We start from the raw sequence: 13566 nt of genomic DNA on the forward strand, positions 1-13566 counted from the left end.
GCCGGCATGACAGCCCCTCAGGACCGGCCGTACACGATTCTCAGCTGCGCCATGTCGGTCGACGGTCGCATCGACGACGCCACCGAGCAGCGGCTGCGGTTGTCCTCGCCAGCGGATTTCGCTCGCGTCGACGAGATCCGTGCCGGATGTGACGCGATTCTGGTAGGTGCCGAGACCGTTCGGCGAGACAACCCCCGCCTGGTCACCCGGTCCGAGGAGCTCAGGGAGCGGCGTCGCGCCGAAGGACGCACCGCCGACCTGATCAAGGCCACCATCACGACCAGTGGACAGATCGCCCCCGACTCCCGCTTTCTGACGACAGGTGACGCCCCCCGCATCGTCTATACGGGCGGCGTCGCCCACAGTGCGACGGCGGCGCGCCTCTCGCACCTACCGGATGTCACCGTGGTGGACGTGGGGGATCCCCCGAATGTCACCGCGGTCGCCAGCGACCTGCTGGCACGGGGCGTCCACAGACTCATCGTCGAGGGCGGGGGAGCGATCCACACCGCGTTTCTCACCCACGGGCTCGCGGACGAGCTGCGCCTGGCCGTGGCGCCCTTCTTCATCGGGGACGACACGGCCCCTACCTTTGCCCGCCCCGGAAGCTACCCCCACGACGCAACCAATCCGATGACACTGATCGAGGTCGAGCAACTGGATGGGGTGGTCGCATTGCACTACCTGTTGTCCGGAGCGCGGCAGTGAACGGCGACGTTCGCGGTGCCGCGACAGCAGACGAGGTCGCCTGGCTGCACATGGCTTGCCGCCTGGCGTTCGCCAGCCCGCCATCCCCGACGGCGTTCCGGGTGGGTTGTGTGATCATCGACGCTGATGGGCGGCTCCTCAGCCAGGGCTACTCCCGACAGCACGATCCCCACGACCATGCCGAAGAGGCTGCCCTCGCGGCGATCACCCCCAACGATGCCCGGCTGCGCTCGGCAACATTGATCAGCTCACTGGAGCCCTGTGTCGCTCGCGCCTCCCGACCGCGGGGGTGTGCCCTCCTGATCGCCGACACTCCGATTCCACGCATCGTGTACGCCTGGCGGGAACCCACACTGTTCACCGCCGGTGGTGGAGCCGAATTCCTGGAGCGCCAAGGGCGCACGGTTGTCGAGGTGTCCCGGCTCGCCGCGGAGGCGCGTACACCCAACGACGGTCTACTGCGCGCGCCGCGCCCGGACCACGTCTCCCAGCCCTTGCCAGTTGCGGATGGGTGACGGGTAGCTGCGGGAGGGCGCGTGCGGACCGGTCAGTTTTCGGTGTCGTCGGTGCCGTGACCCGAGCCTGCATGGTTCTCTTCCGCGTGGGCGTCATCGACGTCCGTGCCCGTCGTCTCGTCAAAGTCCCGCAGCAGGGTTGCCGAGCCGGGCTGCTCCGGATCGTCACTGACCCCGATCTCCGACAGTCGCCAGTCGTGCCCGGCCACCCGCATACTCTCGCCGAGCGTGAGGGTGTGCTCACCCGACTGCCCGTCCTCCTCCACCAGGAAGGTGACCGAGGGCTCAGGGCCGTCCCCGTAGTCCGAGACCTGCACCATGGCGGTACCGTCAGTGCCCTCCACCGAGGTGGGGACCCCTTCATCCAGCTGGACCCGGTCGGGCTGTTCCCCCAACACCGGGGCCGTGGCCGTCTCGGACGCCATGTCTGCCTCGGTCGCCGTCCCCGTGGAGCAGGCGCCGAGAAGGATAAGGGTCAGGCAGATACTGCCAACTGTGGCGACGGCTGCGCGGGCGGTAGCAACACGATTGCGCGCACGTGTTCGGACAGCCATGGGACGTGGACTCTTTCTGCTGGTGTCTCTGCTACGGGCAGGTACGTTGGTACGTGCCGGTCAGGGCCAGGCCACATGAGCGCACGCGCCGGCACCACGGGGCCAGCCGCCCTGCGACTGCCGCCGTTTGCGGTCATTCTCCCATCCCCGGGAAACACGCGGGGACGCTCCCCGGGAATCGGCGTGGCAGAGTTTGGGCCCCCCGGTGTCGTGGGCGGTGCCACGTGCGTCCGCTCGCCTGTCGAGGAAGGTAACCTGGGACGACAGACTCCCGCGGCATGGTGGCGCGCACCCGTCGGTTTCACACCCCGGGGAGGCCGCAGCGCGCCCCGAGGCGGGCAGGGTAGTGGTGTCGTGGATCCCCCAAGGTGAACTGGTAGAGGACGTCGATGACAGTGGCAGGTGAAGACCAGGCGGTGGGTGACGTCCAGGACGTCCGTTCCCTCCAGGACAAGTGGCGCAGGCGCTGGGACGAGCAGAACCCGTTCCGCGCCAGTGAGGACCCCGCTGACGACCGTCCGCGCCGCTATGTCCTCGACATGTTCCCGTATCCTTCCGGGGACCTGCACATGGGGCACGCTGAGGCTTTCGCCATGGGCGACGTCATCGCCCGGTACCGGTTCCAGCTCGGAGAGAATGTCCTCCACCCCATTGGCTGGGACTCCTTCGGGTTGCCAGCCGAGAACGCGGCCATCCGCCACGGGAACCATCCGGCAGACTGGACCTACGCAAACATCGAAACGCAGGCCGAGTCCTTCCGACGCTACGGCATCGCCTTCGACTGGAGCCGGCGACTGCACACCAGTGACCCGGAGTACTACACGTGGAACCAGTGGCTGTTCCTGCGCATGTTCGAGCGGGGGCTCGCCTACCGCAAGGACGGCCAGGTGAACTGGTGCCCCCAGGACCAGACGGTCCTGGCCAACGAACAGGTGGTTCAGGGCCGCTGTGAACGCTGCTCGGCGGAGGTGATCCAGCGCAGCCTGCCCCAGTGGTACTTCCGGATCACCGACTATGCTGACCGGCTGCTGGAGGATATGGACCAGCTGGAGGGCAACTGGCCGGATCGGGTGCTGCTGATGCAGCGCAACTGGATCGGGCGGTCCGAAGGCGCCGATGTCGCCTTCACGATCGAAGGGCGCGATGAGCCCGTCACCGTGTTCACCACGCGCCCGGACACCCTCTACGGCGCGACCTTCTTCGTGGTGGCTGCCGACGCGGCTCTCGCCGAGGAGCTGTGCACTCCGGATCGGCGCCATGAGCTGGAGGAGTATCGCCAGCAGGTTGCCAAGCTCACCGATATCGAGCGCCAGTCCACCGAACGCCCCAAGACCGGGGTGTTTCTGGGACGCTACGCCACCAATCCGGTGACCGGCGAACAGATCCCGGTGTGGGCGGCGGACTATGTGCTCGCCGACTACGGACACGGCGCCATCATGGCCGTGCCCGCTCACGACCAGCGGGATTTGGACTTTGCCCGGGCGTGCGACCTGCCGGTCCGCATGGTGGTGGACACGGGGGAGGGGGACCCAGCGGAGACCGGCGTCGCCACCACCGGTGAGGGCACCCTCGTCAACTCCGGCCCACTCGATGGCCTTTCCCCCTCCGAGGCGATCCCCCGCATCATCGAGATCCTCGCTGAGCGAGGGACCGGGGCGGCGTCGGTCAACTACCGGCTGCGTGACTGGCTGGTGTCCCGGCAGCGGTTCTGGGGAACCCCGATTCCGATCGTGCACTGTGCGGCCTGTGGTGAGGTGCCGGTACCGGACGAGGAGCTGCCCGTGCGGCTTCCGGACAGCCTACGCGGTGCGGACCTGGCGCCCCGCGGAGTGTCGCCGCTGGCCACCGCCACCGAATGGATGAACGTCTCCTGCCCCAAGTGCGGTGGGGAGGCCACTCGCGACACCGACACCATGGACACCTTCGTGGACTCGTCCTGGTATCCGTGGCGGTACTGCTCGCCAAACCTCGACACCGCTCCCTTCGACAGGGACAAAGTGGCCCAGTGGGGCCCGGTCGACCAGTACGTGGGCGGTGTCGAACATGCGATCCTGCATCTGCTCTACGCCCGGTTCGTCACCAAGGTCCTGTACGACATGGCGATGGTGCCGTTCACGGAGCCCTTCACCCGGTTGCTGAACCAGGGGCAGGTCATCAATCAGGGCAAAGCGATGTCGAAGTCTCTGGGCAACGGTGTCGACCTCGGAGCCGAGATCGACGCCTACGGTGTGGACGCGGTGCGACTCACCGTCGTGTTCGCCGGCCCCCCCGAAGAGGACATCGACTGGGCTGACGTTTCTCCCGGAGCCTCGCTTCGGTTTCTCAACCGTGCCTTGCGGGTGATGACCGAGGCGGGAGCCGCCTCGGCTCCCGGCGCGGACCCCAGCACCGGGGACCTGGGCTTGCGTAAGACGACACACCAGAGCCTGGACAAGATTGCCACAGCCGTGGAGAACTTCCGGTTCAACGTGGCCGTGGCACGTGTCATGGAGCTGGTCACCGCCACCCGTAAGGCCATCGACAGTGGCCCGGGGGCCGCAGATCCAGCCGTGCGGGAGGCGGCCGAGTGTATCGCGGTCACTCTGTCGCTGGTCGCCCCCTACGTCGCCGAGGAGGGCTGGGAGCGCCTCGGGCACACAGGATCGGTCGTGATCGGCAACTGGCCCACTGTGGACCCGGAGCTGCTGGTGGAGGAGACCGTGACTTGTGTGGTCCAGGTGGCGAACAAGGTACGCGACAAGCTCGAGGTTCCTCCGGACATCACGGAGGAGGAGCTGCACCGTCGCGCCCTCGACTCGTCGCGGGTCCGTTCCTTCCTCGGGGACCGGGAGATACGCAAGGTCGTCGTGCGGCCGCCGAAACTGGTTAATATCGTTCCAGGTTGAGTGATCGTTGCCTGGCGTACCGCCGTTCGGGAAGCCCCACGTGGCATCCCCGCGCGCGCCATCGTCCGAGGCCGAGACGCGGCTGTCCACCCAGGGGGAGGTCTCAGTGGTACGCCTCACGTCGGCTGGACCGCGGGTGGGCGCCGCACTGACCGCCGTGGTCTTGGTGGCCGGGGCTGGTGTGACCGCAGCACTTCTGTGGCCCGGGAATGGGGCCGCCGAGGAGGCCGGCGACGGCGATGCCTTCGCCCAGGCCCCGAACTGTTCCCTGGTGGACGAGGACATCCGCGACGCGGCCGTCCCCGAGGGCACCGTCCAGCGGGACGAACAGGGCCCGCTGGACGGGGGGCAACGCACCATGTGTGCCTGGTCGTCCCGGACGGATGGTGACGACGGGGTGCGTGGTCTCGCGGTGGACTTCGAGGTCTACTGGAGTGACAGCGGTGGTGCCGACCCGACGGACGGGGCACACCGTGCCGAACGGCGCCTGGACAGCGCACTGCCGGAGGCACCGTTTCCGGAGGCCGCCGAGGCACTCGGATCCGACCCCCGGGCCGGACCCGCCGCGACCGGTAGCGGACGCGAGGTGGCGTTCCGCCGGGACAATCTCGTGGTGTGGGTGTGGTTCGGCGGTGTCCGCAGTGACAGCGGGGAGGGGATTCCTGGCGGGGAGGCCCACGACACGGCACGGACGGTTGCGGAGGAGATCGCCACACGGTTGTGATGGGACACGCGAGGCGTTTCCCCGTGGCCGTAAGCCATAATTGGTCCGACGCCGAGGCCCGGTTTCGGTCACGATAGGTGTCGTGGCCGGTATTCTTCCGAGCGGCTGGCCGCCGGTGCGGGCCGTAGTGGCGACGGGATCCAGACACATCTAAGGAGGGCCTGATGGCACAGCCGCCCGGAGGCCCCCCACCCGGTGCACCGGGCACCTCCGGTGGCGCAGGGGAACAACCGCCCGGCGGCGGTTACGGTTCCACCCCCCACGTCGGCGAGACCAGGAGCCATTGGCGCACGCCGTCGGGTATTACGAGCATCATTCTGGCCGTGGTCGCGGTGCTTCTTCTGGTCACGGCAGCCCTGACCTACATGTGGGCCCGTCCCGACCCGGTGGTGCACGAGCGCGCGGTGGACTGTGCCGCACTGGAGGTCGAGGCCCTGGACGAGTTGGTGCCCGACGCCGAACGCACGGGGGACGAGCCAACCGCACAGGACGGCTACGACGAGCTGAACTGTGAGTGGGAGAGCCGCGCGGACGCCGGTGGGATTCAGGGATACGCGACGATACTGCTACGCCGCCATGACTCCAGTTTTGGTTGGGACAGCGGAGACGACCTCGCCGCCGAGGATCTGGAGCAGGAGGCCGACAACCACGACGCTAACCCCACCGACGGGATCGGCGCCCGGGCCTACACCTACTACGACAGCGAACACCAGACCGGGTGCGTGGCCACACGCACGGACAACGTGTTCCTCCGAACCTGTTACGACTCCGCCGAGGACTTCTTCGACCTCGAGTCCGTTTCGGAGGAGGAGGCGATCGCGGGTGGTACGGAACTCGCCACAGCGTTCGTCGAACACATCGAGTCTCAGGAGTACTGAGTAATGACGGTGGCTTCCGACACGCCCACGGCCCGAAGGAGAGCGACGTCTCGGCGACGTTCTTTCGGGGCCGCCTTGGGCATACTGAGCGCCGTGGCACTGGCGGGTGGGGCGCTGGTCACCACCGCGAGCACTCCCCAGTTCGTGGACACCTCGACGGTGCCTATGTCGGCCACGACGGTGTCGGCGTCCCCCGGTGACCAAGATGTCGCTGTGGACAGCGCCGGGGCGAGGCCGGGCCAACCCGCGGTGTACGGGGAGATTCCCGCGTGTGGCACCGTCGGCACCGGCTGGCTGGCCGAGCTGGTTCCCGACCCCCAGCTGACTGTCGACACCGTCGAGGAGGTGTCCGGAGATGCGGGGGTGGGGGAGCGGCAGGAGTGCCGTTGGATCAGTGACTCGCTGGGTTTCGGGGACCGGTACGGCTACGCGTCGGCGACGTTCGTCCGCAGTGGGCACGGTGCCGACCCCGAGAGCATGGAACACCTGGCACAGGAACTCAGGGACCGTGCGGGTGGGCAGGAGGCCAGTACGGTCCCGGACCTCGGCGACGCCGCCCTGTCCTGGTACAACCACGCCGAGGCGCTCGGGTGTGCCGGAATGGTGACGGGCAACGTGCTGGTCGTGGGCTGCTACGACCAGCAGGCAGATGGCGACAGTTGGGGCAGTCTGGACCCACCGGAAGCTGTGCAGGCCGCTGAGGAGGCGGTCCGCGGCCTCTGGGGGAGTTTGCGGGCCGAAGGACAGTCTGGCTAGGCCATGCCCGGGGACGGCTGGAATGTCCCCGGGGCCGTGGCACTCGAACCACCGCCCCGTTGGCTGCCGGTGTAGGGGCGTGCGCGCGAGGCTGGCCGGCGTGGACCGGCACCCTGTGGGACACGAGGACCACCCGGGCCACACTCCCCCGAGGGCAGGGATCGTGGTCACGGGCATTGCCAATCCGCCGGCGGCCACCACGGGGAGCGTACGCACGGACACCACAATCCCCCCGGACTGGGGGCCCGGTGCCGAGCACCACCCTGACCCACCGACGGCAGACACCCGCCACCAAGGGGCCGGCGCAGCGGCCAGTCGTCCCCGACCACACAGTGGGCGAGAGACCAACCCGGCCAGTGGGTGTCAGCGTGGCGTTGGTGTGCGCAGCCTACGGTATGGACGTCCTTCCGGGCGGTGGGACATCGAACATCCACACCGATTCCGGAGGCCCTCGTGCTACACGCCGGCCGGGTCCCCGTCACCAACCGCGGTGGTCAGTACACCCAGCGTCCCCGAGCGCCCCGTGACTCTGGGCCGGCGCCACACACGTTCGGGCACCTTCGCACTGCGGGGGAGACCACGGTGATCGGAGGGGATCGACGAGCCCGCACACCCGGGCCCATGGGGGACGTGGGTGCGCAGCGCTCGGAGGTGGATTGGGGGAGGGGTGCCGGCCCCCACGCAGGCCCTGCGGCCGTGTCCGATCGGTGGTTCGAGTCGGGCCGGAGGGAGCCTTGGCGGCCCCCAGCGGTCGCACAGCCAGCGGGGCTCGTCACACGCGGCGCAGTACCGCAACCACCTTCCCCAGGATGGTGGCGTTGTCTCCACGCAGGGGCTCGTAGTTGTCGTTCCTCGGTAGCAGCCACACGCTGTGGTCGTCGTCGCGCCGGAACACCTTCACTGTGGCTTCGTCGTCGAGAAGGGCCGCCACGATGTCGCCGTTGCTGGCTTCGGGTTGCTGGCGAACCACGACCATGTCCCCGTCCGTGATGGCCGCGTCCACCATGGAGTCCCCGACCACGGTGAGTGTAAACAACTGTCCCTCACCCACCAGTTGTCGCGGCAGCGTCAGCACATCCTCGATCGACTCCTCGGCGAGGATCGGCCCTCCAGCGGCGATCCGCCCTACCAGTGGCACCTCGGCAGCGCCACTGCGGGCCCGTCGGGTGGTGGACGTCGTATCCGTGCCGGTTGCGCCTCGTCCCGTGGGGCGGATCTCGACCGCCCGTGGACGGTTCTGGTCCCGGTGCAGGTACCCCTTGCCCTGAAGCACCTTGAGCTGGTGCGCGACACTGGAGGGGCTGGCGAGCCCCACCGCGTCGCCGATCTCCCGGATCGACGGGGGGTAGCCACGCGCCTGCAAGTACCGGGTGATGAAGTTGAGTACGCTTCGTTGACGCGCCGTGAGCCGCGTGGTCGAGCCGACGTGACCGGCGGCGTCACTACCGCTGGGGCCGGTGGCCGCCACGGCCTCGCTCGCCTTGTTCGTGTCCGGCACGTCTGGCCTCCTCGGGAGTCGAACTGGTGCGGCCCCGGGGTCGGGGTACGGGTGCCACCGCGGCCCACAACGCTGCCGGGTCGCCGCCCAGCCTCAATTTATCTCCTGTCCTGTGTGACATCAAACAAACGTTCGAGGTGGCCGTGCGGCACAGGGGTGCGGCGGGCGGCGTGGGTCGTTGCTGGTTCGGCTCGACGCGCCCGCGGTATGGGGGTGTCGAAGCCTGGTGCTCGCGGTACGCGAGGGTGCTCGGTGTGTCGGGGTGGCCTCGTGCCGCAACTTGCGATTCGGTGCGGTCAGTCGTAGGTTGGATCCCACGGGTCGGCACAACATATTGTGTTTGTCGATATTCACACGTCCATAATTTGTGTCGAGACGCGTGCGGATGTTAGGCGGTCGTCCACTGTGGCGGCGCCGTTGCGGATCGGGCCCAGATGAGGCGGAACGGGGGAACGGACGATGCACTGCCCGTTCTGTCGCCATCCGGACACGCGGGTGATTGACAGTCGTTCCACCGAGGACGGTGCGGCCATCCGACGGCGACGAAACTGCCCGGACTGTGAACGGCGGTTCACCACGCAGGAGAGCGTGTTGCTGATGGTGACCAAGCGCTCCGGTGTCACCGAGCCGTTCTCCCGGACGAAGATCATCGCGGGGGTTCGTCGGGCGTGCCAGGGTCGTCCGGTCTCCGAGGACGCCCTGGCCGTGCTGGGGCAGCAGGTGGAGGACGAGATCCGCGCACGTGGAAGTGCCGAGGTGCCCTCACACGAGGTCGGTCTGGCCATTCTCGGCCCGTTGCGGGAGCTGGACGAGGTGGCCTATCTGCGGTTCGCCTCGGTGTATCAGGGCTTCGACTCGTTGGCGGACTTCGAGACCGCGATCGCCGATCTGCGCGGGCGGTCGTCTTGAGGGCCTGGCGGGACGTGTGGGCCGGTGTGCGTTGGGAATTGTGCGAGTAGCAGGGGGAGCGAGATGACGGAGACCGTGAGCGGGTCAGGGGCACGCAAAGGCAAGTCCGCACAGCGCACGAAGGGCTTGCGGATCCAGCGTGTCTTCACCACGCCCGGCGTGCATCCCTACGAGGAGGTCACATGGGAGCGCCGGGACGTCGTCATGACCAACTGGCGCGACGGCACGGTCAATTTCGAACAGCGTGGTGTGGAGTTCCCCGCCGACTGGTCCATGAACGCCACCCAGATCGTGGCCAGCAAGTACTTTCGTGGTGCGCTCGGAACCCCGCAGCGGGAGTGGAGCCTCAAACAACTCGTGGACCGGGTGGCCGGGAAGTACACCGAGACCGGACGGGAACAGGGCTACTTCGCCAGTGACGAGGACGCGGAGGTTTTCGATCACGAGCTGAAGTACGCGCTGGTGCATCAGCTGTTCAGCTTCAACTCCCCGGTCTGGTTCAACGTCGGTACCGAGTCCAGCCAACAGGTCTCGGCGTGCTTCATCCTGTCGGTCGACGACACCATGGAGTCGATCCTCGACTGGTACAAGGAGGAGGGGATCATCTTCAAGGGGGGCTCCGGCGCCGGGGTCAACCTCTCCCGAATCCGCTCCAGCGCCGAACTCCTGTCCTCGGGGGGAACTGCCAGCGGCCCCGTCTCGTTCATGCGGGGCGCGGACGCCTCCGCCGGAACCATCAAGTCCGGCGGGGCCACCCGGCGAGCCGCCAAGATGGTGGTGCTGGATGTCGATCACCCCGACATCGAGGAGTTCATCGAGACCAAGGCGCGCGAAGAGCACAAGATCCGTGCCCTGCGCGACGCCGGGTTCGACGTGGATCTGGGCGGCGCGGACATGTTCAGCGTGCAGTACCAGAACGCCAACAACTCGGTTCGGGTGTCGGACTCCTTCATGCGCGCGGTGGAGTCGGGATCGGAGTTCGGACTGACCTCGCGCACCACCGGCGAGGTGGTCGCCACCGTCGACGCCCGAAAGCTGTTCCACTCGATGGCGCGGGCCGCCTGGGAGAGCGCCGATCCGGGGATCCAGTACGACAGCACCATCAACGACTGGCACACCACCCCGGAAAGTGGGCGGATCAGCGCGAGCAATCCGTGTAGCGAGTACGTTCACCTGGACAACTCCTCGTGCAACCTGGCCTCGATCAACCTGCTGCGGTTCCTGACCGAGGACGACACCTTCGATGTCGAGCGGTTCGTCAAGTTGACCGAGCTGGTTATCACCGCGATGGACATCTCCATCTCCTTCGCCGACTTCCCCACCGAGAAGATCGGGGAGACCACCCGGGCCTTCCGCCAGCTCGGCATCGGCTACGCGAACCTCGGGGCGCTTCTCATGGCCACCGGGCATGCCTACGACTCCGACGGCGGCCGGGCCGTCGCGGCCTCCATCACCTCGCTGATGACGGCCGTGTCCTACCGGCGCTCGGCCGAGCTCGCCGGCGCGGTGGGTCCCTATGACGGCTACGCCAAGAACGCGGAGTCCCATAAGCGGGTGATGCGCAAGCACAGCGCCGCCAACGACGACCTCCGGATCGTCGGCTCCCTGGAGAAGCCGATCTACGCCGCCTCGACCAAGGAGTGGCAGGAGTGCCTGCGGATCGGGGAGAAGAACGGCTGGCGTAACGCCCAGGCGAGCCTCCTCGCCCCGACCGGAACCATCGGTTTCATGATGGACTGTGACACCACGGGAGTGGAGCCGGACTTCTCGCTGGTGAAGTTCAAGAAGCTGGTCGGCGGCGGGTCGATGCAGATCGTCAACCAGGGGATTCCGCGTGCTCTGGCCAACCTCGGATACCAGCAGGAGCAGATCGAGGCGATCGTCGAGTACATCTCCGAACACGGGCATGTGGTCGACGCCCCCGGTCTGCGCCCCGAGCACTATCCGGTCTTCGACTGTGCCATGGGTCGGCGCTACATCGCCCCGATGGGCCACGTGAAGATGATGGCCGCGGTGCAGCCCTTCCTGTCCGGAGCGATCTCCAAGACCGTCAACGTGCCCGAGGAGGCCTCGGTCGAGGACTTCGAGGAGATCTACTTCGAGGGATGGCGACTGGGACTCAAGGCACTTGCGGTCTATCGGGACAACTGCAAGGTAGGCCAGCCCCTGTCGGTCTCCACGAGTGAGTCGCAGGAGCAGCCCAGCGAACCGAAGGTGGTTGAGGTCAACCGGCCCGTGCGGCGTCGCCTACCGAAGAAGCGCCCCAGCCAGACCGTGTCCTTCACGGTCGGGGGGGCCGAGGGGTACATCACCGCCGGTTCCTATCCCGATGACGGGCTGGGCGAGGTGTTCATGAAGCTCGGTAAGCAGGGTTCCACCCTGGCCGGGGTTATGGATGCCTTCTCCATCGCCATCTCGATCGCCCTCCAGTACGGGGTGCCCCTGGAGACCTACGTCGAGAAGTTCACCAACATGCGGTTCGATCCGGCCGGCATGACCGACGACCCGGACATCCGCATGGCACAGTCAGTGGTGGACTACATCTTCCGTCGGATCGCTCTCGACCACCTGCCCTACGAGAAGCGGGCGGCCCTGGGTGTCCTGTCGGCGGAGGAGCGTGCCGCGCAGGCCGCTGGTGAGGACCCGGCACAGGTCGCGGCACAGGTCGAGTCCTATGCCCAGTCGGCCCCGGTCACCGACGGCGCCGAGTCCACCGAGAGCACCGGCTCGGAGGTGTCGACAGCGCACACGGACACCCCGGAGCCGGCCTCCACGCAGCGAGCCTCGGAGGCCGCCGCGACAGAGAAGTTGAAGGAGGGGTTCCTCGCCGACGCGCCGTTGTGCGTGACCTGCGGGACCAAGATGCGCCCCTCGGGCAGCTGCTATGTCTGTGAAGGGTGCGGCTCCACCAGCGGGTGCAGCTGAAAGCGAGCATCCTCGTGAGGCGGGGACGCAGGTGAGAGCGGTGGCCCGAGTGGGATTCGGGCCACCGCTCCGCTTTGGGGCAGGCGTCGGTTGCGTCGACTGCCCCATGGCGTCCTGCTGAGTGCCGTGTGACTGGGCAGACGTGACGTACGTGAAGTACTTTACGTACTTGTGTGGCGATGACGCGCTGACGGCACGTCCGGTGGAAGGCGCCAAAGTTGACAGCCGTGCATTATGACAGCTGCACCGATGCCCGTGCGCATCTCAGGGCACTTCTGGATGCGGCCGAAAGGGGGCGGGTGGCGCGACAGTACGCCGCGAGTCGGCCCGGGCCGCCATCGTGGATCACGAGCGGCTGCGCCGTTACCTCGCTACGGTCACTCCATCCCGGGCGCAGGTGGTCCCCGCAGCCGATGACTGGTCCGTCTTCATCGCGGGACTGCCCGTCGCCGCGGACGGGGCGACCTTCGACGAAGCACGCGAGGAGATGATCGGCGCGCTACGGGATCGTGCCGAAGACTGGCAAGATCGCCTGCTCGACGCTCCGAACCACCAGGAGAACTGGGGGTTGGTCCAGTTGATCAGCCTGAGCGACGACGGGGAGTTGCGCGACTGGCGTGTAGGGAAGCAACGGTGACCTGGCCGCGGCCTACACGCGAGGATCACGAGCGCTTCTGCACGATAGAAGGATGGCGTCGTGTGCGGAACGCTCGTGGCGGCACCGGCACCCACCATGTCACCTATGCGTTGGACCTTCCGGACGGCCGGATCCTACGGACCCGGACCTCCCATCCCGTGGACCGCACCGACTAGGGCCGGGGCATCTGGACGCACGTCCTCCGGGATCAGCTCCAGGTGGACGAGGCGACCTTCTGGGCCTGTGTTCAGAAGAGGATCCCCCGGATCGGGGAACAGAGGCCGAGGTCGCGGCGATGAGCAGGGAAGAGGCCATGGGCAGGATGAAGAGGTACTGGACCGAGGGTGGATGATCGTGGGACTACCGCATCACCGGAACAAGTATCCCGCCCCAGTATCTCCAACCGTATCGTCGCAGTCCCGGCCAGCCGCTGTGGTGGCCGTGTGGCGGAGTCGGCCGTTGCGCCGGCTCCCCCACGGTGCCTCGGGCGTGGAGATCCCCGCTGTCGCGCTGTTGGACGGATTACCGCAACGCGGTTCGGGGTAGCATCCCTCGCACCGACCGAAAGGCAACCCGC

At 67.6% G+C, this 13566-nt stretch carries 11 protein-coding genes; 9 read left to right on the plus strand and 2 right to left on the minus strand.

The window, feature by feature from the left end; genetic code table 11:
• The first annotated feature begins 6 nt into the window (after window positions 1-6).
• On the plus strand, window positions 7-708 hold the full coding sequence (locus RIF23_RS13160) for a RibD family protein (RefSeq protein ID WP_310912782.1): 702 nt from the start codon (window positions 7-9) through the stop codon (window positions 706-708).
• Between the two features lie 50 nt (window positions 709-758).
• Window positions 759-1223 carry a cytidine/deoxycytidylate deaminase family protein gene (locus RIF23_RS13165; RefSeq protein ID WP_310912953.1) on the plus strand — a complete coding sequence of 155 codons (465 nt, stop codon included), beginning with the start codon at window positions 759-761 and terminating at the stop codon, window positions 1221-1223.
• A gap of 32 nt (window positions 1224-1255) precedes the next feature.
• Here the strand turns inward: RIF23_RS13165 and RIF23_RS13170 are convergent, their stop codons facing one another.
• On the minus strand, window positions 1256-1648 hold the full coding sequence (locus tag RIF23_RS13170; protein ID WP_310912783.1) for a DUF6406 domain-containing protein: 393 nt from the start codon (window positions 1646-1648) through the stop codon (window positions 1256-1258).
• 518 nt (window positions 1649-2166) lie between these two features.
• Between RIF23_RS13170 and leuS the strand changes: the two genes are divergently transcribed.
• The 4 genes from leuS to RIF23_RS13190 all read left to right on the plus strand — a co-directional run bounded on the left by leuS (window position 2167) and on the right by RIF23_RS13190 (window position 7020).
• Window positions 2167-4662 carry a leucine--tRNA ligase gene (gene leuS / locus RIF23_RS13175; RefSeq protein WP_310912784.1) on the plus strand — a complete coding sequence of 832 codons (2496 nt, stop codon included), beginning with the start codon at window positions 2167-2169 and terminating at the stop codon, window positions 4660-4662.
• Window positions 4663-4702: 40 nt separating this feature from the next.
• Window positions 4703-5386 carry a hypothetical protein gene (locus tag RIF23_RS13180; RefSeq protein ID WP_310912785.1) on the plus strand — a complete coding sequence of 228 codons (684 nt, stop codon included), beginning with the start codon at window positions 4703-4705 and terminating at the stop codon, window positions 5384-5386.
• 164 nt (window positions 5387-5550) lie between these two features.
• Window positions 5551-6264 carry a hypothetical protein gene (locus RIF23_RS13185; protein WP_310912786.1) on the plus strand — a complete coding sequence of 238 codons (714 nt, stop codon included), beginning with the start codon at window positions 5551-5553 and terminating at the stop codon, window positions 6262-6264.
• A 3-nt stretch (window positions 6265-6267) separates the two neighbouring features.
• A complete protein-coding gene (locus tag RIF23_RS13190; RefSeq protein WP_310912787.1) occupies window positions 6268-7020 on the plus strand; it encodes a hypothetical protein in 753 nt (250 codons plus the stop codon).
• 772 nt (window positions 7021-7792) lie between these two features.
• Here RIF23_RS13190 and lexA read toward each other — a convergent pair.
• Window positions 7793-8488, minus strand: coding sequence for a transcriptional repressor LexA (gene lexA, locus RIF23_RS13195; RefSeq protein ID WP_310912954.1), 696 nt, complete (start codon window positions 8486-8488; stop codon window positions 7793-7795).
• A gap of 489 nt (window positions 8489-8977) precedes the next feature.
• On the opposite strand from lexA, the gene nrdR reads away from it, so the two are divergent.
• The 3 genes from nrdR (at window position 8978) to RIF23_RS13210 (ending at window position 12989) form a co-directional block, all read left to right on the plus strand.
• The gene (gene nrdR, locus RIF23_RS13200) at window positions 8978-9427 is read left to right on the plus strand and encodes a transcriptional regulator NrdR (protein ID WP_310912788.1); all 450 of its coding nucleotides are present in this window, start codon (window positions 8978-8980) and stop codon (window positions 9425-9427) included.
• A gap of 63 nt (window positions 9428-9490) precedes the next feature.
• Window positions 9491-12352: a vitamin B12-dependent ribonucleotide reductase gene (locus RIF23_RS13205; RefSeq protein WP_310912789.1), complete on the plus strand. Its 2862-nt coding sequence runs from the start codon at window positions 9491-9493 to the stop codon at window positions 12350-12352.
• 340 nt (window positions 12353-12692) lie between these two features.
• On the plus strand, window positions 12693-12989 hold the full coding sequence (locus RIF23_RS13210) for a prevent-host-death protein (RefSeq protein ID WP_310912790.1): 297 nt from the start codon (window positions 12693-12695) through the stop codon (window positions 12987-12989).
• Window positions 12990-13566 lie beyond the last annotated feature (577 nt).

This window comes from Lipingzhangella rawalii (assembly GCF_031628175.1).
In the GTDB taxonomy this organism is placed as follows: domain Bacteria; phylum Actinomycetota; class Actinomycetes; order Streptosporangiales; family Streptosporangiaceae; genus Lipingzhangella_A; species Lipingzhangella_A rawalii.